This is a genomic window from Jiangella muralis (assembly GCF_001270745.1).
In the GTDB taxonomy this organism is placed as follows: Bacteria; Actinomycetota; Actinomycetes; order Jiangellales; family Jiangellaceae; genus Jiangella; species Jiangella muralis.
Genome location: NZ_KQ434755.1, coordinates 1 through 22,972 on the forward strand (window position 1 = coordinate 1; position 22,972 = coordinate 22,972).

General features: G+C 68.6%; 17 protein-coding genes and 1 pseudogene. 12 read left to right on the forward strand and 6 right to left on the reverse strand.

Annotated features, from left to right (window positions below):
- Window positions 1-107: 107 nt before the first annotated feature.
- Window positions 108-749 carry a histidine phosphatase family protein gene (locus tag ACW62_RS10430; RefSeq protein WP_053204054.1) on the reverse strand — a complete coding sequence of 214 codons (642 nt, stop codon included), beginning with the start codon at window positions 747-749 and terminating at the stop codon, window positions 108-110.
- Window positions 750-1,375: 626 nt separating this feature from the next.
- Window positions 1,376-2,281: an acyltransferase domain-containing protein gene (locus tag ACW62_RS10435; protein WP_053204055.1), complete on the reverse strand. Its 906-nt coding sequence runs from the start codon at window positions 2,279-2,281 to the stop codon at window positions 1,376-1,378.
- A gap of 147 nt (window positions 2,282-2,428) precedes the next feature.
- Between ACW62_RS10435 and ACW62_RS10440 the strand changes: the two genes are divergently transcribed.
- The 7 genes from ACW62_RS10440 to ACW62_RS34705 all read left to right on the forward strand — a co-directional run bounded on the left by ACW62_RS10440 (window position 2,429) and on the right by ACW62_RS34705 (window position 10,660).
- Window positions 2,429-3,802, forward strand: coding sequence for an ABC transporter substrate-binding protein (locus tag ACW62_RS10440; RefSeq protein WP_053204056.1), 1,374 nt, complete (start codon window positions 2,429-2,431; stop codon window positions 3,800-3,802).
- A gap of 76 nt (window positions 3,803-3,878) precedes the next feature.
- Complete coding sequence (locus ACW62_RS10445; protein WP_053204057.1) at window positions 3,879-5,492, forward strand: alkaline phosphatase D family protein; 1,614 nt, start codon at window positions 3,879-3,881, stop codon at window positions 5,490-5,492.
- A gap of 44 nt (window positions 5,493-5,536) precedes the next feature.
- Window positions 5,537-6,421 carry a hypothetical protein gene (locus ACW62_RS10450; protein WP_053204058.1) on the forward strand — a complete coding sequence of 295 codons (885 nt, stop codon included), beginning with the start codon at window positions 5,537-5,539 and terminating at the stop codon, window positions 6,419-6,421.
- A 168-nt stretch (window positions 6,422-6,589) separates the two neighbouring features.
- A complete protein-coding gene (locus tag ACW62_RS10455; protein WP_053204059.1) occupies window positions 6,590-7,558 on the forward strand; it encodes a carbohydrate ABC transporter permease in 969 nt (322 codons plus the stop codon).
- A complete protein-coding gene (locus ACW62_RS10460; RefSeq protein WP_083459597.1) occupies window positions 7,551-8,408 on the forward strand; it encodes a carbohydrate ABC transporter permease in 858 nt (285 codons plus the stop codon). The genes ACW62_RS10455 and ACW62_RS10460 overlap by 8 nt, the downstream gene beginning before the upstream one ends.
- A 39-nt stretch (window positions 8,409-8,447) precedes the next feature.
- Window positions 8,448-9,857 (forward strand): hypothetical protein, encoded by a 1,410-nt coding sequence (locus ACW62_RS34700; protein ID WP_053204061.1) that lies wholly within the window; start codon window positions 8,448-8,450, stop codon window positions 9,855-9,857.
- Window positions 9,854-10,660: an aldose epimerase family protein gene (locus ACW62_RS34705; protein WP_053204062.1), complete on the forward strand. Its 807-nt coding sequence runs from the start codon at window positions 9,854-9,856 to the stop codon at window positions 10,658-10,660. Before ACW62_RS34700 ends, ACW62_RS34705 begins: the two co-directional genes overlap by 4 nt.
- A 228-nt stretch (window positions 10,661-10,888) precedes the next feature.
- On the opposite strand, the pseudogene ACW62_RS10475 reads toward ACW62_RS34705, so the two are convergent.
- From ACW62_RS10475 to ACW62_RS10495, 4 genes and pseudogenes are all read right to left on the reverse strand, one after another.
- A pseudogene (locus ACW62_RS10475) lies at window positions 10,889-12,064 on the reverse strand (IS3 family transposase).
- Window positions 12,065-12,860: 796 nt separating this feature from the next.
- On the reverse strand, window positions 12,861-14,573 hold the full coding sequence (locus ACW62_RS10485; RefSeq protein ID WP_053204064.1) for a family 43 glycosylhydrolase: 1,713 nt from the start codon (window positions 14,571-14,573) through the stop codon (window positions 12,861-12,863).
- A 794-nt stretch (window positions 14,574-15,367) separates the two neighbouring features.
- On the reverse strand, window positions 15,368-15,865 hold the full coding sequence (locus ACW62_RS33960; protein WP_157574659.1) for a site-specific integrase: 498 nt from the start codon (window positions 15,863-15,865) through the stop codon (window positions 15,368-15,370).
- Window positions 15,866-15,917: 52 nt separating this feature from the next.
- Entirely contained in the window at window positions 15,918-16,547 is a 630-nt protein-coding gene (locus ACW62_RS10495; RefSeq protein WP_053204066.1) for a hypothetical protein, read from the reverse strand.
- A 312-nt stretch (window positions 16,548-16,859) separates the two neighbouring features.
- Between ACW62_RS10495 and ACW62_RS10500 the strand changes: the two genes are divergently transcribed.
- From ACW62_RS10500 to ACW62_RS10520, 5 genes are all read left to right on the forward strand, one after another.
- Window positions 16,860-17,879, forward strand: coding sequence for a LacI family DNA-binding transcriptional regulator (locus ACW62_RS10500; RefSeq protein ID WP_053204067.1), 1,020 nt, complete (start codon window positions 16,860-16,862; stop codon window positions 17,877-17,879).
- Between the two features lie 147 nt (window positions 17,880-18,026).
- Window positions 18,027-19,343, forward strand: coding sequence for a polysaccharide pyruvyl transferase family protein (locus tag ACW62_RS10505; protein WP_053204068.1), 1,317 nt, complete (start codon window positions 18,027-18,029; stop codon window positions 19,341-19,343).
- A complete protein-coding gene (locus tag ACW62_RS10510; RefSeq protein WP_053204069.1) occupies window positions 19,327-20,322 on the forward strand; it encodes an ABC transporter permease in 996 nt (331 codons plus the stop codon). The genes ACW62_RS10505 and ACW62_RS10510 overlap by 17 nt, the downstream gene beginning before the upstream one ends.
- Entirely contained in the window at window positions 20,319-21,269 is a 951-nt protein-coding gene (locus ACW62_RS10515) for a carbohydrate ABC transporter permease (RefSeq protein WP_205629268.1), read from the forward strand. The genes ACW62_RS10510 and ACW62_RS10515 overlap by 4 nt, the downstream gene beginning before the upstream one ends.
- A gap of 44 nt (window positions 21,270-21,313) precedes the next feature.
- Complete coding sequence (locus ACW62_RS10520) at window positions 21,314-22,951, forward strand: extracellular solute-binding protein (protein ID WP_083459599.1); 1,638 nt, start codon at window positions 21,314-21,316, stop codon at window positions 22,949-22,951.
- Window positions 22,952-22,972: the final 21 nt, after the last annotated feature.

The following is a 22,972-nucleotide window of genomic DNA, read 5'->3' on the forward strand; positions in this document are numbered from 1 at the left end:
GAGGCTGACGCCGAACGTCTCGGCCAGCTGGCTCGCGGTGACCGAGCCCTCGCGCAGCACGTGATCGGCGATCTGGTCCTGGCGCGCGTTGCGTGTGGTCCGGCCGGTCATGATGCGGTCCGGAGGTAGTGGCCGCGGGTGACCGTGTGGTTGTAGTGGTCGAGCGTGACGGTGCCGCCGGCGCCGAAGGAGATGCGGATGGTGGCAGTCGGTTCCGGGCCGCGGAGCGCGGTGCGATAGGTGCGCAGCGGGATGCCGGCGAGCCGGCAGACGACTAGTTGCATGAGCGTGTTGTGGCAGATCACCAGGACATTCTGGTCCGGATGCCGATCGACGGCCTCACGCAGCGCCCGCTCCGCTCGGTCGGCGGCCGCTTCGGGGTGCTCGCCACCTGGGAGGTGATGGGCGACGGGGTCGAGCTCGAACGCGGCGACGGCATCGGGGTCGATCGCGCGCAGTTCGGCCAGGGTCCTGCCCTCGGCGGCGCCGAAGTCGAGCTCGCGCAGCCGCGGATCGGTGTGAACGGCCAGCCCGGTGACCGCGGCGACGGCGGCAGCGGTCTGGCGGGCGCGGAGCAGGTCGGACGCGTAGAGGGCGTCCGGCGCATCGGCGCCGCGCTGGGCGGCGGCGAGGACGGCGGCCTGCTGGTGTCCGACGTCGTCGAGCTTGAGGTCGCTGGAGCCGATGTAGCGGCTGCCCTCGTTCCACGTGGTGCGGCCGTGCCGGGCCAGCGTGATGGTGGTGGTCATGGGCCTACCCGTTCAGCCGAGGCGTGGCAGTCGTCGGAGCGGTGCCGACCCAGATGACGTCCGCCGGCCTCGACTCCATGGGCACTCCGCCTGCTCAATGTCCGTTCCTAGCCGCACGATATCTCATAATTAACACCATGATTCGTTAGGAAGCGTCAAGCGGTTGCGGAGAAGGCGCACGTTCGCTTCGCTTCGGGCTCGACAGTCGAGAGGGCGAGGCCGTCTCGTGGTGCGAGTGCTGTCGCCAGCGCCGGGAAACCAGATGGTCAGAGGCGTTTGAGCAACTCGGTGGCGAAAATGCTTGCCACCATCTCATTCCAGACGTTAAGTTACCGCACCAAGTGTTAGATACGCCTGTCCCGCCCATCGATCCGATGGCGACTGTCACGTCGGAGGCGCTTGTGGGGAGTCGAACGGTCATGTGGGCGCACCGCGGCTCTCCGGCCGCGGAGCCCGAGAACACCCTGGTCTTGTTCCGGCACGCCGTCGACGAGGGCGCGGACGTCGTGGCCGAGCTGGTTCTGCTCGTCCCGTCCGCGCCCGTCGGGCTGATCGCGTCGGCCGGCACCACCCACACCCCGGCGGCGCAGGCGCACCGCCGGGGCGTGATCATGACGCGGGTCCTCTCAGAGCGGGAACCACCCGGTGCGGAAATGCCAGGGGCGACCCGCACGAACATGGGTCACCAGGGCGCGCTGCAGCGAGGTGTCCTGCGCGAGCGCGTCCAGCCAGGTGGCCGGGCGCTTGAAGACGAACTCGATGACGGTGTCCGCGCAGTCCGGGCCGGTGCCCGGCGCGAGCTCGAACCGGCGCTGGAAGGTCAGGATGTTGGAGTCGTCCGCGAGGTAGGACCGCAACTGTGGATCCAGCACCCACGAGGTGCAGACGCCGAACCGGTAGTCCTCGTGCCCGAACTCACGCCGGAAGAAGGTGGTGGCGGCGGCGATGGACTCGTCGCAGGCCGCTGCGGTCAGCCGCCCTTCGGGGATGTGCAGGGCCAGCACGGGCTCGCCTCTGACGGGGCTCGTGGCGCCGCCTCCGGGAACGTCGCCTTCGAAGTAGGTCCGCTCGACGTGGAGCCTGCCGAAGTCGAAGATCGTGGCGCGGAAGTGCCGGGTCAGCCAGTTCTGCCCGCTGAGTCCGGCGGCGCCGTGCAGAGATCTGTGCGCGGCCACCTGGGCGGCGAGGTTGGCCAGGACCCGGCTGCCATCTCGTCGCGTCACGCCGTGGCGCTCGTGGAACGCGCGCACCGCGGGAAGGGCCGACAGGAACACCCAGACGTAGAGCAGGTTCCCGACCCGCTCGTGCGGCGGGCCGATATCGGGCCACGCCGGCAGCGGCCGTGGGTCGCCCAGGTGCGTGAGCAGGTCGCGGCGCCGTTCCTCGAGCACCGCCATCAGGTCCTGCGCGGCTTCCAGCTCCGGACGAGCCGCCAGCACGGCGAGGCGGTCGTCCTCGGCGACGCCGAGCTCGGCCAGCCAGGCTTCGGCCTGCTCCGCCGAGGGGAGCACCGCACCTTCGGGTTCGTGCATGGTCCCTGATCACCTTTTCTCGTCCGGTTCCTGAGCGAGGCGGTACCGCACCACTCATTTTTTTTCGCCGTCTCCGCCGCAACACTTTACGTTCCCAACTCCGAATTTATCTTCGAAATATCGAAGAACTAGACGACAGGAGTTCCAGTGCTCACTCCCACGCAGATCACCACGCAGTTGTCTCGTCGCCGGGTCCTTCAGATCGGCGGCGCCGCAGGGCTGGCGGCCTTCCTCGGGTCCTGCGGCCTCGGCGAGAACACCAGCGGCAACTCCGGCGGAGGAGGCGGCAAGCTCGACCTGTGGCTGACGCCCAACGCCTCGCCCGAGGCCATGAAGGCGTTCACCGACGAGATGGCCGCCGGCATCAGGGAGTCCTCGGGTGGCGAGATCACCGCGAGCAGCCTCGTCATCCCATGGGAGAACGCCCTGACGAAGTACACCGCGGGGTTCTCGGGCAACAACCCGCCCGACGTGAGCTACCAGATCATCCCGTGGATGAACAAGTGGCGCGAGACCGGCGTGCTCGCCGACATCCGCGAGCTCGCCGGCGACGACGATCTCGCCTCCTTCACCCAGGGACAGCCGCAGTCCTACCTGGACGCCGCTACCGGCCCGGACGGTGAGCTGTACGCCGTCCCGTTCACGCAGGGGTTCCAGCCGCTCGGCCTCAACGCCGCGATCTGGGAGAAGGCCGGGCAGCCGCCGCTGCCGACGACGTTCGAGGAGATGATCGGTTTCGCCGAGGCGCTGACCTTCGACACCAGCGGGCGCAACCTCAAGGACCCGGGCTTCGACGCCGAGAACGTCGAGCACTGGGGGATGGCGTGGTCGAGCATCCCGACCCAGGAGGACAACTGGGTCTGGCAGTACTTCTGGGGCTACGGCAGCGACTACATCAACGAGGCGCGCGACGACATCGGCTTCGACACCCCTGAGGGCCGGGAGGCCCTGGAGGTGATGAAGCGGCTCGTGGATTCCGGCGCCGTCGTTCCGCAGGGCACCTTCGCCGACGACGCGCGCTGGAGCCAGGCCACCATCTCGGGCAAGGCGGGGATGCAGTGGATGCCGCCGCTGTCGGAGGAACTGTGCACGCAGTATCCCGACGCGCAGCTGAAGGTCGTCCCGCTGCCGGGCGGGCCGGAGGGGCGCAACATCGTCGCCGGTTGCGGCTACTGGGCGGTCGCGGCGAAGAGCGACGACGTCGAAGCGGCCTACGAGTTCGCGAAGTTCCTGCTCCAGCCCGAGCAGGCCGACCGCTACATCCGCATGATCCTGGGTCAGCCGACCCGCCCGGTCGAGGGGAACTTCTACGAGGAGCCGCTCGCCGACCCGAGGATGAACACCTTTCTGAACGAGGCCACCGAGTACGGCCAGTACGCCCGGGCCACCCTGGTGCTGCCGTACCAGCCGCAGGAGTTCCTCATCGGCAAGATCAACGACTACCTGTTCAACGGCCAGCCCCTCGACGCCATGATCTCCGAGGCCTCCGCGGGCATCCGGCAGATGGCCAGCACCGCTTGACCCAGCGCCGACGGTGGCAGCCGCTGCTGTCGCACCCCTCCGTTCCCCTCCAGGACACCCGAGCCGAGGACCGACCATGACACCTGACGACACTGTCGAACCGAGACCGACACAGAGCCAGCTCCTTGCCGCACGATGGGGGCGCCGGCGGTTCCTCACCGTCTCCGGCGCCGCGGCCGCGCTGGCCCTCGGCGGCTCCCTGGCGGCGGCCGACACCTCGCCCCAGCGTGCCCGGCTGCCCTACCCGTTCACGCTGGGAGTGGCGTCCGGCGACCCCCTCGCCGACGGCGTCGTGCTCTGGACCCGCCTGGCGCCGGACCCCCTCGCCATGTTCGGCGGTATGGACGGGCGCCTCTCGGTGCCGGTCGAGTGGGAGGTCGCCGAGGACGAGGCGTTCCGGCGTGTGGTGCGCCGCGGCACCGCGCTGGCTCGGCCCGAGTTCGCCTACGCGGTCCACGTGGACGTGCGCGGGCTGCGGCCGTCGGCACACTACTTCTACCGCTTCCGGGCCGGCGACCACCTCTCGCAGCCGGGGCGGACGAAGACGGCTCCGGCGCGCGATGTCCCCGCGTCGTCCATGCGATTCGCCTTCGTGTCGTGTCAGCACCGGGTGGTCGGCTACTACACCGCCTACCAGCACCTGACCGGGGAGGACCTCGACGTCGTGCTCCACCTCGGCGACTACATCTACGAGGGTGCTGACCAGGGCAGTCTCGGACGCGGACACTTCCCGGAGCGCACGCTGCTCACGCTCGACGACTACCGGGCGCGCTATGCGCAGTACAAGACCGACCCGGACCTCCAAGCGGCGCACGCCGCGTTCCCCTGGATCGTCACCATGGACGACCACGAGGTTCTGTCCAACTGGGCGTCGGACTACTCGTACTACTACCCACAGGAGGCGCAGGACGCTTTCGTCGTCAGGCGGGCGAATGCGTTCCGCGCCTACTGGGAGCACATGCCGCTGCGCCTCGCACAGCTGCCGGCCGGACCCGATATGCCGCTCCACCGGCGGTTCGACTACGGAGGCCTGGCCCGGTTCAACGTCCTCGACACCCGCCAGTACCGCAGCGACCAGGCCAACGGCGACGGCATCAAGCCACCCAGCGACGAGAGCCGCGATCCGAACCGGACCATGCTCGGCGACACCCAGGAACAGTGGCTGCTCGACGGTCTGGCCGGCTCCGGCGCCACCTGGAACGTGCTCGCCCAGCAGGTCTTCTTCTCGCAGCTGGACCTCAACGTCGCCGATGACAAGGAGTCCTACGAGATGGACGCCTGGGACGGCTACGAGGCCAGCCGCGACCGCATCGTCGACTTCGTCCAGGACCGGGGCATCGGCAATCCCGTCGTCCTGACCGGCGACGTCCACGCGAACAACGCCTGCGAGATCAAGGCCGACTTCGACGACCCCGACTCGGCCACCATCGGGACGGAGTTCGTCGGCACCTCGATCAGCAGCTCCGGCGACGGCCGCGACACCGATCCGGGCCGGGACGCCCTCGCTTCACAGCTGCCGCACATCCCGTACTACAACGTGCAGCGCGGATACGTGCGCTGCGAGCTGACTCCGCAGCTGTGGCGCACCGACTTCAAGGTCCTCTCCTACGTGAGCCGGCCCGGTTCACCGCTGCGCACCGACGCGACGTTCTACGTCGAAAGTGGCCGCCCGGGTCTGCGGCCCGCCTGATGCCGGACCGCCCTCGCCCACCCCGCCTCACATCAGGAGCCACCATGCCCCACGTCCAGCAGAGCGGGCGCCGAACGCGCACCGTCCTCGCGTTCAGTGCCTCCGCCACCGTCATCGCGTTCGGAATCCTCGCGGTCGTCGCCCCGCGAGGCGACAGCGCTCCGGCCGGGCCGGCACCGTCGGCGCCGGTCGAGCTCACCGCCGGCCCGGAGCGGCTCGACGTCGCGCCCGGGCTCTGCGCCCCGTCGACAGCACAGATCGGCGTCCGGAGCCTGGAGGGCGAGAAGGCCTACCCGACCGTGCGGATCGATGCGCCGACTCCGGTCAGGCTCTCGCGCACCACCTTCACCACCTATGCGCCTGCCGAGTACCCGGCCCTGACCCCGGTCGACCTGGTGGTCCCCGGCGACACCCCGGCGGGGGAGTACGACCTGTCGGTGCAGTCGGGCGACGCGAGGCTGACCATTCCGGTGACCGTGACGGAGCGCGGTTCCGGGCCGGACGCCAACGTGGCCCGCGGCCAGGAGACCGTGGCGTCCACGGTCGGCAACCTCACCGCTGCCTGCGGCGTGGTGGACGGCAACCACACCTACACGCTCGAGGGCTTCAACCGGCCGCCGACGGCGTGGGCCGACGGCTCACCCGGGGTCTTCCCGGACGAGCTCGAGACGCGCTTCGCTCGCCCGGCACAGGTCAGCCGCGTGGTCGTCCACACCCATGCGGAGTCGAGGTTCGCCCTGCGCGACTGGGACGTCGCGCTGCACACGGAGGCCGGCTGGACGACGGTGGCATCGGTGCGCGGCCACACCGCCGGCGGTGCGACCTCCACCTTCCCGACCGTGCGGGCGGACGCGGTGCGGATCACCGCCCTCGCGACCAACGGCTACGCCCACGCGATCGTGACGGAGGTCGAGGCCTACGGACCCTAGTCCGCGCCCGCGCGTAGCGAGGGCCGTCGCGTTGGAGGTACGTCATTTTCCCGATATATCAAACACATCTTCGGTATATGGAAGAGATTGAGGAGGCGTGGTGAAGGTCGACAACCGAGTGGTCCGGTGCGATGTCGGCTCCAGCAGCCGTCGGACAGGAACCACGCCATGACGCCCGCGAGCGCCGGCGTGCCCGTCCTCGCCACCGCCGCGACCCGGCCGGCGGAGTCCGGCACGGGTGGGACGGACCGCGGCCGGCGGCGCCGGCGGCGTCTCGGCGAGCTGGGGCCGCCACTGCCCTTTCTGGTGGCCAAGGTGCTGCTCTTCGGAACGTTCATCGCGTTCCCCTTCGTCTACACCGTCTATCTCACCTTCCAGCGCGGTTCGCTGCTCTCCGGACTGACGTTCGCCGGGCTCGAGAACTACCGCAACGTGCTGCGCGACACCCTGTTCCACGAGACGTTGCGCAACACGGCGCTGTTCATGGTGGTGGTCATCCCGCTGACCATCGTTGTCACGTGTGCGGTCGGGCTCCTGTTGTCGAGCCGGATCCGCGGCATGGGGGTCTACCGGTCGCTGATCTACACACCGTCGCTGCTCTCGATCGTGGTCGCCGGCCTCATCTGGAAGATGCTCATCGATGGCGAGACCGGCCCGCTGGACCGCTTCACCAGCGGTGTGCTCGGCCTCGACGTGCCCTGGCTGACCGATGGCACGACCGCCATCGTGTTCCTCTCGGTGGTCACGCTGTGGACCAGCATCGGCTTCTACTCGCTCCTCTTCATGGCGGCGTTCAACAACGTCGACCTCGACGTCGTCGACGCCGCCCGCATCGACGGAGCCGGCGGCTGGCAGATCCTGATGAAGATCAAACTCCCGCTCATCAGGCCGGTGGCCCAAGTGGTGCTGGTGCTCGTCACCATCAACGCGGTGCAGCTGTTCGACCTGGTCTACGTGATGACGCAGGGCGGTCCGGGCACGGCGACCTACACGGCCATGTGGTACGTCTACCAGAACGCCTTCAACGGTGGCAGCGTCCCGTACGCCGCCACGATGAGCCTGGTGCTGCTCCTGATCACGGCGATCATCGCCGGGATCTTCATCAGCCGAAGCAGGTCGGAGGCCGACGATGTCTAGTGCCACCGCAACCGGCCGGCCCGCCGTCAGGGCACGCCGGAATACCCGGCGAGGCGCGCAGGCCGCCGCCGTCCACCTGGCGGCCATCGTGACGTCGTTCGTCTGTGCCGGCCCGGTCATGCTCCTGATCGTCGCCTCGCTGCACGACTCCGTCTTCGCCGACTTCTCCCTCACCGACCTCACGGTCGCGAACTACGAGCAGCTGCTGTCCAACGCCGTCTTCCTGCGCTGGATCGTCAACAGCCTCCTCGTGGCGCTGGCCGTCACGGCACTCACGGTCGCCGTCGATGTGCTCGCGGCGTACGCGTTCGCGAAGATGCGCTTCGCCGGCCGCGACGTCACCTTCCGGATCATGCTGGCCACGATGATGTTGCCGTTCTCGGCCACCCTGGTGCCGGTCTACCTCCTGGCCTCCGAATTCGGCATGATCGACCGCTACAGCGGGCTCATCATCCCGGCCCTCGCGGGGCCGCTGGGTGTGTACCTGCTCCGCCAGTTCATCAGGGGCATCCCCGACTCCCTGCTCGAGGCCGCCCGCATCGACGGCGCCGGCCACGGGGGCATCTTCGCCAGGATCGTCCTGCCCCTGTGTCGCCAGCCCATGGCGGTGCTGGCCATCTTCACCTTCGTGGCCAACTGGAACACGTTCCTGTGGCCGCTGCTCATGGCGCAGAGCGAGCACATGATGACCCTGCCGGTCGGCATCGCCACCACGAACACGCAGTTCGCGCAGAACATCTCGATGCTCACCGCGGGCGCGGTCATCAGCATCGTGCCGATGGCATTGCTCTTCGCCGCCTTCCAGCGCCATTTCATCGGCGGCGTCCTCGCCGGCGCCGTGAAGTCCTGACCCATCCACACCACGTCCGCCCACCTGAAAGGTAGATCCATGTCTTCGTTCCGCGGCCGGCCACGGCTTCCTGAGCAGGGCATCAAGGCCACGCTCTGCGGCGGCAACACCATCGGCGGCACCATTCGTGAACGGGAGGCCCGTGCCGACGGCTACCGGCACATCGACACCCCGGCATTGGTCCGCCGGCTGCTCGAGCTGAACGTCAACACCTACCTGTATGGCGTGTGGGACTCGCCGACCGACTGGGACGATCTGCGCGACGAGTTCCTGCCCGCGGCGGCGGAAGCCGGCATCGACGTCATCCCGTACATCGTGCCGCCCAGCGAGACCACCGAGAACGGCCGCGCCTCGCGCCCCTTCATGACCGACTACGTCGCCTGGGCGCAAGCCATCGCCGAGTTGTCCGTCCGGTATCCGAACCTGGTCTCCTGGGCGATCGACGACTTCGAGATCGGCGACAACGCTCTGCTGTTCACGCCCGACTACATGGAGCAGATCAAACGGGCTCAGGCAGAGGTCAACCCCGACCTCGGCTTCTACACGTGCGCCTACATCCGGTCGGCGACCGACTCGGCCTTCCTCGACAAGTACGGCCCCTACATCGACGGCATCATCTATCCGTACCTGGACGGGCGGAGCGAGAACACGACGATCACCAGCTCGTTGCGGGAGTGCATCGACGAGATCCGCTCCCACACGGAGCCACGCGGTCTGCAGCTCGTGCTGCTCATCTACACCGGCCGGTTCCTCGACGCGCCGCTGCCGCCGACCGAGGACTACGTGCGCGACACGGTCTCCGAGGGCGTGCGGCTGGCCGCCGAAGGCACGATCGCGGGCGTCGTGGCCTACGGCACGCAGCAGGACGGCGCGTCGGCACCGGCCACGGACAACCGCGCGATGTACGGCGCCGGGCGGCTCGCCCTCTTCGCGTCCCGGAAGCGGGTGGCGCCCGGTCAGCAGGCCCGCTGCGTCCAGACTGTCCGGGTCGACCCGAGGAGCCCGCGCTACGAGCTGTCGTTCTGGTTCCGCCGCGAGTTCGTGACGGACAATCTCAAGCCCGGCGACTACCGGCTCCAGGTGGCCGTCGACGACCACACCGTCTGGGACTTCGACGTGGTGGAACAGCCGCAGAACCTGTGGCTCCAGGGCGATGCCTATCAGGGCCCCATCGACATCACGACGGCGGTCGCGGGCAAGGAGTCGGTGCAGCTCACCTTCCGCCTCGTGTCGACGTCGCAGACCGACCACGCCTTCGTCGACGTAGGGATCGACAACATCGAGACCGTCGGTCTGCACGTCGTCGACCCCGGCTTCGAGGAGACCGGCACCTGGCAGGTGCACAGCGAGGGCTCCATGGTCGCGACCATCGACATCTTCGCGCCCGACCGCCCACAGCGGATCCTGTCGGCGCTCCGCGACGTGTTCGCGGCGGACCGGCGCCCGTGACGGAGTCCGTCCCGCCCGGCTCCGGTGCGCACCTCCTGCAACTGGAGACGCACCGGAGCTCGGCCACTGTCGATCTCCTCGACGGGGCGCGGCTGACCTCGCTGCGGTTCGACGGACGCGAGGTCCTCGTCCCGCACGAAGGTCGCGACCAGATGTGGTGGGGATCGTTCGTCATGGCGCCGTGGACCGGCGATCTGCTGGATGGGTCGTTCTCGTGGAGCGAGCGGCGGTGGCAGCTGCCGTGCGAGTCCGGCGGCCATGCCTCCCACGGCACGGCGCGGCTGGCTCGCTGGATCTCGACGGCTCCCGGCCGGGCGGTGACGCGGCTCGGCGACGACTGGCCGTTCGCCGGCTCCGTGGAGCTGACCGCTGATCTCGAGCCCGACACGCTCCGGCTCGGCCTGATCCTCCGCGCGGAGCAGGACATGCCGGCGTCGATCGGATTCCATCCCTGGTTCCCCAGATTCCTCTCCCCGGGCGGAGCCAGCGCACGAGTGGAGCTCCCGCCCGGGTCGCGGATGCTGCTGCGCCACCCCGACGGATCGCCATCGACCCGCTACATCGGGCTCGGCCCGCCGCCCTGGAACGAGACGATTCGATGTTCGGTGCCCCAGGCGGCCGTCGTGTGGCCCGGCGAAGGCACGCTCGAGTTGTCATGGACCAGCCCGTTCGCCACTGTTTTCACGGCCCACGAGCAAGGAGTGTGCGTCGAGCCGGTGACGAGTCCGTCCGGCCGGATGGACGACGACCTGGCCGCGGGGGAGACCTTGGAACTGACCTTCACGCTCAACTGGGCGCCATAGCCGGGTGGTCCCCGCGCGAAGACGCGGATTCTTGATCGCCCCATGCTGCCTGACGCCGCCGACCGCGGCCGCGCCGTCGTGCCGGTTGGCGTGTAAACGTTCCGCCAACCTTGATCGTTTGCGGAGGTGGATCGGGCCTCGGTTCGGTCGGTCTGAGCCGCGGGGTTCGGGTGCGTGAGTATGTGGCGGCGGGACTGGGTCTGCCGCACGGATAGGTGACAGCGGTTCTCAGGCGGCGAGTGCGACCTGGGTGGTGTTGATGGTCTCGTACTCGATCGGGGTGAGGCGTCCGAGGCGTGCTTGGCGGCGGCGTCGGTGGTAGGTGCGTTCGATCCAGGTGATGATCGCCAGGCGCAGTTCGTGGTGGGTGGCCCAGCGTCGACGGTCGAGGACGTTCTTCTGCAGCAGGGCGAAGAAGCTCTCCATGGCGGCGTTGTCGCCGGCGGAGGCGAGCTGGCCCATCGATCCGGCCAGGTCGTGGCGGGCCAGCTCGCGCAGGAACTTCCGGGACCGGAACTGCGACCCGCGGTCGGAGTGCACGATGCACCCGGCCACGTCACCGCCGCGGCGCGCCACGGCGCTGGCCAGGGCGTCGACGGCCAGGTCCGACTTCATCCGGTCGCTGATCGAGTAGCCCACGATCCGGTTCGAGTACACGTCCTTGATCGCGCACAGGTAGAGCTTGCCCTCACCGGTGGGGTGCTTGGTGATGTCGGTGAGCCACGGCTGGTTCGCCCGGCCGGCGGTGAAGTCCCGGCGCACGAGGTCGTCGTGCGAGGGCGGTCCGGGGCGTTTGCCGTTCGTGCCGCGTTTCTTGCCGAACACGCTCCACCAGCCACCGGCGGCGCAGATCCGCCACATCGTGCGGTCGCACGCGACGTGACCGGCGTCGCGGGCCTCGTCACCCAGCAGCCGGTGACCGAACTCCGGGTCGTCGCGGTGGGCGTCGAACAACGCGTTGGCCAGATACGCCTGCGCCAGTTCACGGGCCGTGACCGGGCTGGGCGAGCCACCGGTAGTAGGGCTGGCGGGCGAGTTTCAGGACCCGGCAGGTCACCGCGACCGGCACCCGGACAGCGGCGTCGGTGGCGGCAAGATCACGGACCAGCGGGTAGATCATTTTCCCGGCAGGTGTGCCTGGGCGAAGTAGGCGGCGGCGCGGCGCAGGACCTCGTTCTCCTGCTCCAGCAGCCGGTTACGGCGCCTCAACTCGCGCAGCTCTGCCGACTCCGACGCGGTCGTCCCTGGCCGGTGGCCGTCCTCGGCATCGGCAGCATGCAACCAGTTACGCAGATATGACTCGCTGATCCCGAAGTCCTTCGCGATCTGCGCGATCGGAGCCTCCCCGCGGCGAGCTACGGCCACGACGTCATCACGGAACTCCTTGGGATGGGGTCTGGGCACGTTCGACATCCTCTCAGCGGCACCACGCGGCACCACAGATCAGGTCCAACCGATCATGGACGGCATCGCTGTACGCGCGGCGTCGGAGGCACCCGCGGCGAGTTGCGTCAGATCGCCGGTCTCGCCCTCGCCATTCCGGGACTTCGGGCAACGGGTCGACAGGTGGTCGAGGGGGAGCGGGCCGCAGCTGAGGATGGTGCGGGATCGCGAACATGCTGCGTGTTTCCGTCACCGGGCCGATGGCGAGGATCTGGTCGAGCAGTAGCTGCTCGTACGACGCGAGGGTCGGGAACCACCGCTTCAACCAGGACGTCCGCCGCTTCGCCGGAAACCAGGTAGCAGGCGGGGATCGCGGTCAGTGCGTTCCCGCTCAGCTGCCGAGCCGTCTGTGGGTCTTGGATGGCAATGACGCCTTGTCGCCCCGCGGATGCCGTGGACCAGGCGCTGGTGAGGCTATGAGGCTCGGCAGTCCAGCATGTAGCTCGTCTGCGACGGGGTTGTGGAGCTGTAGGCGCACGGCCAGGAGGATGACGAGTGGATCCGACGGCTCGAATCGATCAGGCGGGAGCAGCGCGGTGTGGGCCGATGCGAGCAGGATCCTTGGGCGGACCGAGCACCGATGGATGCCGTGCCAGGGGCGCCACCGGCGCCCGTCGGCACTGGAGCGCGTGTATCCGGTGATGTTCATCGACGCCATTCACGTGAAGATCCGCATGGTCAGGTCACCAGCCGCCCGATCTATGTCGCCATCGGCGTCACTGCGACCTACGCGAAGGTTTTGCCGGAGCCGGCCAGGTCAGATGAAGAAGGCGCGGGCGGGGTCGGTGAAACCGTCGGCGACGATCACGGAGTTGCCGAACGGCCGTGTGGCGAAACTCCGGTCGTTGTGCCAGGCCCAGATTTCGCCGCTGGTCTGGACCACGGCGAGCTCGTCCCGGCCATCGTGATCGAGGTCGGTGAACTGCACCCTCGTGGGGTCGGTGAAACCGTCGGCGACGATCACGGAGTTGCCGAAGGGCCGTGTGGCGAAACCTCGGTCGTTGTGCCAGGTCCGGATTTCGCCGCTGGTCTGAACCGCAGCGATCTCGTCGCGGCCGTCGCCGTCGATATCGGCGAACGACGTGCGGGCAGGATCGTGGAACCCGTCGGCGATCGTGGCGGCCGCGCCGTATGGCATCCGCGCGAACGCGCCGTCGTTGTGCCAAGCGATCACGTCACCGGTGGCGTTGCCAGTGACCAGGATCAGCTCCGCCCGGCCGTCGTCGTCGAGGTCGGCGAACCTCACTCGCTCCGGATCGGTGAAGCCGGTGCCGATCAGCTCGGAGTTGCCGAACGGGTTCTCGCGGAACCCGCCCCAGTTCAGCCAGGCGTGGACCTCCCCATCCGGCCGGATCTGGATGATCTCCTTGCGGCCGTCGTCGTTCAGATCGGCAAACCTGACCCGGCGCGGTTCGGTGAACCCGTCGGCGATCTGTACCGAGTCGCCGTACGGCCGGGTGCTAAACCCGCGATCGTTGTGCCATGCGTCCACCCGGCCGGAGGCCTGCACCGCCGCGATCTCTGCCCGGCCGTCACCGTCCAGCGACGCGGCCCGGTGCCCGCCCAGGACCGGCAGCCCGTTCACCCAGCTGATGTCGACTGAAAACAACTGCCGGACGCCGCCCAGCCAGCCGTGCACGAACATCTTGTCGCCGCCGGTCAAGCCGTCTGCCGCCGTGACGACGTCGGCACCGCCCGGGCCGCAGACGCCCGAGTTGCCCTGGGTCATTAACGTCCCGGTGAACTGCCACGGTCCGGTCACGGATGACGCCGTCGCGTACGCGGTGTGGTAATTGCAGCTGTCGAAGGTGTTGACCGAGTAGAACAGGAAGAACCGGCCGCCGCGCTGCACGATGTCGGGCGCCTCGATGACGGTTCCGCTGGAGGTGAGCATCGTGACCCGGCTGCCGATCAGCCGGGCTCCGTTGTCCACAGCCTGCTGCATGTAGAGCGCGTGCGATCCATCCTTCCAGAGCAGGTAGCGGGTGCCGTCAGCGGCCACGAAGGTGTTGGCGTCGATCACGTTGCTGCCGGAACAGACCAGTGGCTGGCCGCCGTACGGCACGAACGGGCCGAGCGGCGAGTTCGCCAGCGCGACGCCAAGACACTGCCGACCGGTTGTGCCATGCCGCGCGGTGTAGGTCAGCGTGAACGTTCCGTCCGGATTGGCGACTACGTCCGGCGCCCAGGTGTAGCCGTAGACGGACCAGCCGTCCGACCAGCCGTGCGGCATCGCGTCACCGCGGATCGACCACGGCCCGTCGATCGTCGGCGCGCTGGCCACCGGGACGTGCCATGAGTTGTTCGTGGCGTAGGCGTACCAGGTGTTCCCGACCCGAAGGATGTCCGGATCGGGGAAGTCCTGGCCGATCATCACCTTCGGCACCTCGGGCACGGCGGCCATGGCCGCCGGCTGGATGAGCGTGGTCGCCAGCGCGGCGAGGAGCACCAGGAGTTTCCGATACGACATCGCCCAACCCCAAGATGATTCGCTATTTCGAATATAGTTTCGTTATTTGGGGTGAGGCTAAAACCGCCGAAGCGGTCTGTCAAGGGACCGTCCGGATCTGCACCGGCGCCCTCTCGACAGCAGCAAAGGTGCCGAGCTACGCGGCGGGCAGCGGTACGCGCCGGCCGTGAGCCCCGCCTGGCGTCGGGCTCGTTGTACGGGCCGGGTCGCGCCGGCTCTCCGCGCTCCGCTGGTGGTGGGCGATCCGCTGTGCGACGACTTCCGAGGCCGATGGAACCCCAGCCCGTGGCCGGCGAGGTACTGGTTCGTCAGAGCCGCTTGAAGGGGATCGTCGACACTGGACAAGGCCGCGAACGTCGCCCGAGGCCCTCGGCGGCTTCTTCGAGGGCGCCGCCGAGCGCTTCACCATCGTCGTCAGGGCGGACGTAGCTGACCCACCCGGTCGACCGTCCCTACGATTCGCATGCTGGTGGAGCCCGACGGGGAAGACGAACCGACAATCGACGATGGGGCCCCCAAGCACGTCCGATGGTGATCGGTGATATCTGAGCAACTACGGCCAATACTTTGGCGAATACGTGTCCAAGTTGTGTGCCTGCCGCGGAATCGGCGCATGTTTGTGCAGGTCAGAGCGTTCGGATCCGATCTCGGCGCGACGCCATCTCAAGGCGGTAGCGCGGGTTCGAATCCCGTCGGGGCTACAGAGAAGCGCCCCTCACCTGCGGAAACGCCAGGTGAGGGGCGCTTACGTCTGTCCGGCCGTCGACGGCTCCAGGCGGGCTTCTACGGTGTTCTCACGCGTCGTCGCCGTCGATGCACTTGGCGTAGATCTTGAGCAGGATGTCGACGGAGTGCCCTGCCCAGGTTGCGACCTTGGTCGGAGGAACGCCGGAGTTGAGCCATGTCGAGATGGCCGCGTGGCGCAGGTCGTAGGGGCGCAGCGCAACCAGCGCCACCACCAGGTTCTGGAACGTCTCATCGCCCAGCACGTCGAACCCCAACCCGTCGTAGACCGCCGCGAGAGCCTCGTACAGCGGCCGTGACCCCGTCGCCACAACCCGGCCAGGCCGGTCACGACCATCCCGACCAGCGCGGTCATCACGGCCCTGCTCACCACGCGAGTGCTGCCCCGCAACGTCGAACAGGACCGGCTCGCCGGGCTCGGGCACCAGTCCTGCCACCGTCGGCGTCGGCTCGACCCCCAGCGGCAGCAGCCCCTGTGACGGATCGGCCAGCAGCTCGCGGGCCCGTTCCAGCCCTACAGCCTGGCGAAACCCGACCGCGTGACCCAAGTCAGGAGGCCGCCGGGTCGCGCCCGACGGGCTCAGCGGCTCGCGGTCGGGCTCAGTCCTCCGGGAAGTACGGCGCGACAGCCTCGGCGATCGCCTGAGCGGTGTCACACATGCCCTCAGCGCCGGCGGACTCGACCGTCGCCAGTTCCACGCTGACCGAGTCGTCGCCTCGGCTGAACTCCACCAGGCAGCCAACACCGGGCGCTTCTAGGACACTGGCATCACGACCGTCGATGGTGGTTCCGTCACCACCGACCTCGGTGTCGGCCGAGAACTTCACCGAGGTGGTGATGTCCTCGTTGTCGGTGCGGTCGATCATGCATTCGACCAGCGAGGGGTCGTCGAAGGGTTTCAGTTCGTCGACCGGGACCGGCAGTTCGGCGACGGGGATCGCCCCGCAGACCTGCTCGGCAGTGACGTCGCTCTGATCAGCCGGGACCACCGTGGCCCCCGTCAACTCATTGGCGTCGCCGGAACCGTCCTCGGCGCCACCGGTCTGGTCCTCGGTCCCGTCCTCGGCCCCGGCCGACGGGCTCGACCCGTCGCCGTCCGAGCCATCCTCGGACGCACCAGCCTGGCCCTCGGTCCCGGCCGACGGGTTCGACCCGTCCGCGCCACCCGTGTCGTCACCACATGCGGACAAAGTGCACAGCGCGGCCAGCACGGCGGCCGCGATCGTCATCCTTCGTGTCATGACGCGACTATGACAGCCCCGACGACTCTGCGTCGCGCTCACCCCCGGCGGGTGCGTGAGCGTTGCGGAAGCCGGCGAAATTCGGTTGTGCCTGCCGTCGTGGATCGGCGATGGTGAACGCTCATGAGGGCGTCGCGTGATCTGCGACCCCTGGATCGACCGCCTCGACGCCGTGCTCACGGCCGTTCCCCGAGTGCTTCCAGGAGCGCGCGTGGACGGGTGTGCTGGACGAGGGCACGGACGTCTGCGTGATCGAGGGTACGCACCTGGACGTGACGTTACGTCGATACCATGACGCGTATGGGTACCCAGAAGGAGATCGCACGCCGCGCCGGGGTTTCGGTCTCCGTCGTGTCCGCCGTCATCAACGGCACCACGCACACGCGGATGAGCGACGAGACGCGTGCTCGCGTCGAGACCGTCATCGAGGAACTGGGGTACGTCCCGAACGACGCCGCACGGGCCCTGCGCCGGCAACGCTCGGGGACGATCGCCGTCGTCGTCGAGAAGATCGAGAACCCGATCTACCGCGACATGTTCCACGGTATCTACGACGCCGCGGAGGCGCGCGGGTGGGCGGTCGTGCTGGGCGACGCGCGCTGGATGCGCTCCGGCAGCCACTTCCTCGCGCGCCTGCTGGGGCAGGGTTCGATCGACGGCATCATCCTGCGGAGCGAGGGCCTCATCGACGACGAGGTGCTCGCCCACCTGCGCGCCCGCCCCGCGCCGGTGATCGTCGTCGAGGGGCGTCACGCCCCGGACGGCCGCTGGCTGGCGATCGACGACGCCGCGGCCGGCCGCGTGGCGACACAGCACCTGCTCGACCTCGGCCACCTGGACATCGAGTTCGTGGGCGGCGAGCGGTGGGTCCCGACGCTGGAACGGCACCGGGGCTACGCCGACGCGATGCTCGGCGCCGGCCTCGAGGCGCGCGATGCGATCCCGACCGGCCACGGGTCCCAGGCAGGCGCCGCGGCCCTCCAGGAGGTCATCGACTCCGGCCGCCGGCCGACGGCGCTCGTGGTCAACAACGTGCTCGCGGGCATCGGCATCAACGCGGCGGCTCACGATGCCGGCATCTCCATCCCGGACGACCTCTCCGTGATCGCGATCCACGACGCGGACGTCGCCGGTGACGTCCGCCCCGCGCTCGCGACCGTGCGCATGCCGATGGCCGAGCTCGGGGCACGCGCCGTCGACGCGATCGCGGCGATCCTGGAGGACTCACCGACGCGGTTCGGCCTCGTCGACGAGCCCGCACCCGTGCTGATCCCGCGCGCCAGCACGGCGCCGCCTCCGGTGTCGCCTCACCTCTGGTGAGTCGCTGACGCGTCGTCGCGTCATGAAGTGGGTCACAGCCTTGACGTGACGATGTGTCCTCGACTACGTTGACGCGACGATACGTCAGCGTCCTCCGTCAAGGGCGACGCCGGACCGCACACGGACGCCGCACTCGGAAGGACACCGTTGACCTCCAGCACCGCCACGCCCCGCTCCGTGCTCCTGCGCTCGTCGTGGGCGAACGTGAACATCGGCGACGTCGCACACTCGCCCGGCCTCATCACCGCCCTGCTCGACGCCGAGCCCGATGCCCGCATCACGCTGTGGCCGCTGCGCCTCGGCGAGCGCGAGGAGGCGATGATCCGCCGGGCGATCCCGACGGTCACGATCGTGCGGGGCGCCCTTGACGAGGCCGGGGTGCCGACGACGCCGGAGCTCGCCGCGGCGTGGGACAGCGCGGACGTCTTCGTGCACGGCTCGGCGGCGAGCGCCTCGCTCGTGCCGGAGCTGGCAGCCTGGCGTGAGCGGTCCGACCGCCCGTACGGGTATGGCGGCGTGACGGTCGACCCGCTCTGCCCGCCCGCCTGGGGCTCGCTCGAACGGTTGCGCGTCATGACGCAGGACCTGCCGGCTACGTTCCTCGAGGACGATGCCCGCGCGATCATCGACGGCGCCGAGTTCCTGTTCGCGCGGGACTCGATCAGCCTCGAGTACCTGCGCTCCCAGGGGGCTCGCCCAGGGGTGCTCGAGTTCGGACCGGACGGCACGTTCGCCTATCGCTACCGCGACGACGCTGCGGCTGACGCCTTCCTGGTCGCGCTGGGTCTCACGGCCGGGGAGTTCGGGTGCTTCGTGCCCCGGCTGCGCTACACGCCGTACCCGGACATCTACGGAACGGAGCGCACCCAGGAGTTCGACCGCCGGTACGCGATCAACGCCGGCACCGTCGGCCTCGACCTCGACACTCTCGCCGCCGCGATCGCCACCTGGGTCCGCTCCACGGGCCAGCGGGCCGTCGTCGTGCCCGAGATGAGTTACGCGGTGGAGCTGGCACAGGACGAACTGCTGCCACGCGTCTCGGACGACGTCGTCGACCAGGTCACCGTCCTCGACCGGTACTGGTCGCTCGAGGAGGCGACCGCCGTCTACGCCCGCGCCCGCGCCGTCGTCAGCATGGAGTGCCACTCGCCGATCCTCGCGTCCGTCCATGGCACGCCCACGCTCTACGTGCGTCAGCCCACCGACACCGTCAAGGGTGAGATGTACGCCGACCTCGGAGGGGCGGACGTCGTCGTCGAGATCGAGCCGGACGGCCCGGAGGCCGCGGCCGCGGCCGTCGAAGCGCTTCTGGAGGACGAGGCTGCGTCCCGGGCGACGTCGTCGGCTATGAACGCCGCGGCCGTCGGTCGCTTGCGGGAGGTCGCCCGCACCATCCTGTTCGGCGAGGGGGCATCCGAGTTCACCCGAGGGGCCCGGGAGGCAGACCTTGTCTCAACTCGCTGAACGGCCGCCTCGGAAGTCCGTGCGGAAGGGCTCGTCGCCGGCGGCGACCACCCGCCGGGCGCGACGCCCCGGCCAGGCCCTCGCCCGCTGGCGGCGGGACCGGCTTCTGCTGCTGCTGGCCGCCCCGGGCGTGCTGGTGGTGCTGTTGTTCCACTACCTCCCCTTGCTGGGCAACGTGATCGCGTTCAAGGGGTATCTGCCGTTCTTGACGATCGCGGAGAGTCCCTGGGTCGGCTGGGACAACTTCCAGGTGATCTTCTCTGGCGACCCACTGTTCGTGAACGCGTTGACGAACACGTTGATCATCACGCTGATCCAGGTTCTGTTCGTGTTCCCGCTGCCGCTCGCGCTCGCCCTTCTCCTCAACGAAGTCATCTCCGAGCGGCTCAAGCGGATCGTGCAGTCGGTCCTCTACATGCCGCACTTCATGTCCTGGGTGATCGTGGTCGCGTTGTTCCAGCAGATCGTCGGGAACGCGGGCATGGTGAACACGCTCCTGCGAGAGCACGACATGGCGACCTTCTCCATCATCGGCGTGCCGGAGCTGTTCGAGGTCCTGATCACCAGCCAGGTGATCTGGAAGGACACCGGGTGGGGCACGATCATCTTCCTGGCTGCCATCTCGCGGGTCGACACCTCGCTGTACGAGGCGGCGGCGATGGACGGCGCCGGCGCACTGCGGCGCATCTGGCACGTCACGCTGCCGGCGATCCGGTCGGTGTTCGTCCTGCTGCTGATCCTGCGGCTCGGGGACGCCCTCACCGTCGGCTTCGAGCAGATCATCCTGCAGCAGGGCGCGGTCGGCGCGACGGCGAGCGAGGTCCTCGACACGTACGTCTACAACCACGGAATCGTCGGCGGCAACTGGGGCCAGGCGGCCGCCGTCGGCCTCACGAAGGGCGTCATCTCAGTGCTCTTGGTGCTGGGCGCGAACAAGCTCGCGCACAAGTTCGGTGAGCGAGGGGTGTACCACAAGTGACCACGACCTCTCCTCTGGGCCTCACGGCCAAGCCACGAAAGGCCAGGCCGCCGACATCCACCGGGCGCCCGGTCTGGATGGGGCCTCCGAACCGGGTGCTGACGGCCTTGCGCGGCCTCATCCTGACGATCGGTTGTGCCGCCGTCATCCTCCCTTTCCTCGCCGTCGTCTCGACCTCGCTCGCCACGCAGGAGGAGGTGACCGCGAACGGCGGTTTCGTGCTGCTCGTCCGGGAACCGACCCTCGCCTCCTACCAGGCGATCCTGTCCGGCGGCGTGGTGACCCGCGCTCTGGTCATCAGCATCATCGTGACCGTCGCCGGCACGCTGCTGTCGTTGGCATGCACGATCGGGCTCGCATACTCGCTGTCCCGGCCCGGATCGCTCGGCTCGCGCCCGATCCTGCTGGCCGTGCTTTTCACGATGCTGTTCAGCCCCGGCATGATCCCGATGTATCTCGTGGTCAAGCAGCTCGGCCTGCTCGACAACCTGCTCGCACTGATCCTCCCGGTGCTCATCAACGCCTTCAACGTCATCGTCATGCGGGAGTTCTTTCTCGACATCCCGGGCGAGCTCATGGAGAGCGCCCGCATCGACGGCGCGAATGACCTCACGATCCTCGCGCGCATCGTGTTGCCGCTGTCCAAGGCCGTGATCTCCGTCATCGGGCTGTTCTACGCCGTCGGCTACTGGAATGCGTTCTTCAACGCCATGTTGTACATCAGCTCGCCCGAGAAGTGGCCCCTGCAGCTGGTCCTGCGGACCTACGTCGTCAACGAGACCCCGATGGGTGTCGATCAGGTCTCCGCCGGCTCCGACAGCCTGCCCCCGCAACTGTCCATCCAGATGGCGATCCTCGTCATCTCGATCATCCCCATCCTTCTCGTCTACCCGTTCCTCCAGAAGCACTTCACCAAGGGGCTCATGATCGGCGCCGTCAAGGGCTGATCACCTGTTCTTCATCCTGTCCTCGATGTAGCGGAAGGAATCCCATGTCCGGCACGATCTCTCGTCGTAGGTTCCTGGGCGTCACCGGCGCATTCGCGGCGATGGGCCTGTTGGGGGCCTGCTCACGCTCGCCGGGTAGTCAGTCGCCGAATGCGGGATCCACCGGTGGTGGTGCCAGTGCCGGGCTGCTGCCGACGTACCGGCCATTCGACACGTTCCCGCCCGACCTCGCCTCGAGCAACCCGGATGTGGCCCCCGGCTATTTCACCTACCCGGATCCGCCCACGGCGATGACCAGCGGGGTTCCGGCGTCCGGTGATCCGATTCGGGCGCTGACCTTCACCTATGATCCGGTCGCTCCCGAGCTTGCCAACAACGCGCTGTGGCAGAGCATCAACGAGGCGCTCGGCACCGAGCTGGACCTGGAGTACACCCCCGCGGCGGAGTACAGTGCCCGGTTCGCGACCACGATCGCCGGCAACGACCTGCCGGACCTCATGGCGATCAAGGGTCAGCAGCAGCAGATGCCGGCGATGCTGGCGGCGAAGTTCACCGACCTCACCGAGTACCTCTCCGGTGACGCCGTGCTGGACTACCCGAACCTCGCGGCGCTACCGACGCCGTCCTGGCTGAGCACCGTCTACGACGGCAAGCTCTGGGGCGTCCCGGTGCCCCGCTCGCTGATCGGCAACGTGCTGTACACACGTGCGGACATCCTCGAGCGGGCGGGCCTGTCCCTGCAGCCGGAGTCGCTCGAGGAGTTCACCGAGATGGCGCAGGCCCTCACCAACGATCGGGAGGGTCGCTGGGCCTTCGGGCAGACGCCCCTGTCGGTGCTGCTCGAGACGAACGGCATCGCGAACCTCTGGTCGGTCGACGACAGCGGCGTCTTCGCCTTCAATGGCACGCTGCCGGAATACGAGCAGGCCCTGGCCGACTCGGTCGCCCTCAACGACCTGGGGGTCGTGCACCCGGACGGCAATGCCGTTCAGAACACCCAGCGCAACGAATGGATGATTGCGGGCACGACCGCGTTCCAGATCGGTCTCTACGCAGGATGGCCCAAGTTCTACGTGCAGGGAGCCGACATCGAGGGCTTCCGCCTGACGGGCATGCTCTCCCCCGCACGGGAGAGGGGCGGGACGATGGTACGCACCGCCGGCCCGTCAGTCTCGCACTTCTCGGCCATCGACAAGCAGGACGACCCGGAGCGCCTCGCCGAGATCCTGCGGGTGCTCGACTGGCTGGCCGCGCCTTTCGGCAGCACCGAGTACATCACCCGTCGGTTCGGCAAGGAGGGTGAGACCTTCACCTTCGACGGTCCGGATCCGGTGCTCACCTCACAGGGTGTCAACCAGGCGACGCTGCCGATGCGGTACATCACGGAGAACTCGCCGGTCATCTTCGAGTCGCGCAACGAGCAAGCCGTCCGGGATCAGTTCGACCACCAAGAGGCGGGTCTGCAGTACACCGTGCCCAACCCGACGGAGGGGCTCTACTCCGAGACCGCCGTCAGCGAAGGGGCGAGCGCGCAGCAGGCGCTGACCGCGACCGAGCTCGAGATCGTCCTGGGAAACCGGCCGGTCGCAGACTGGGCCGCCGCGGTCGAGAGCTACATGTCTGCCGTCGGCAACAAGATCCAGGCCGAGTACGAGGAGGCGTGGGCTCAGCTCAACGGCTGACGCCACGGATGGTTCGGCTGC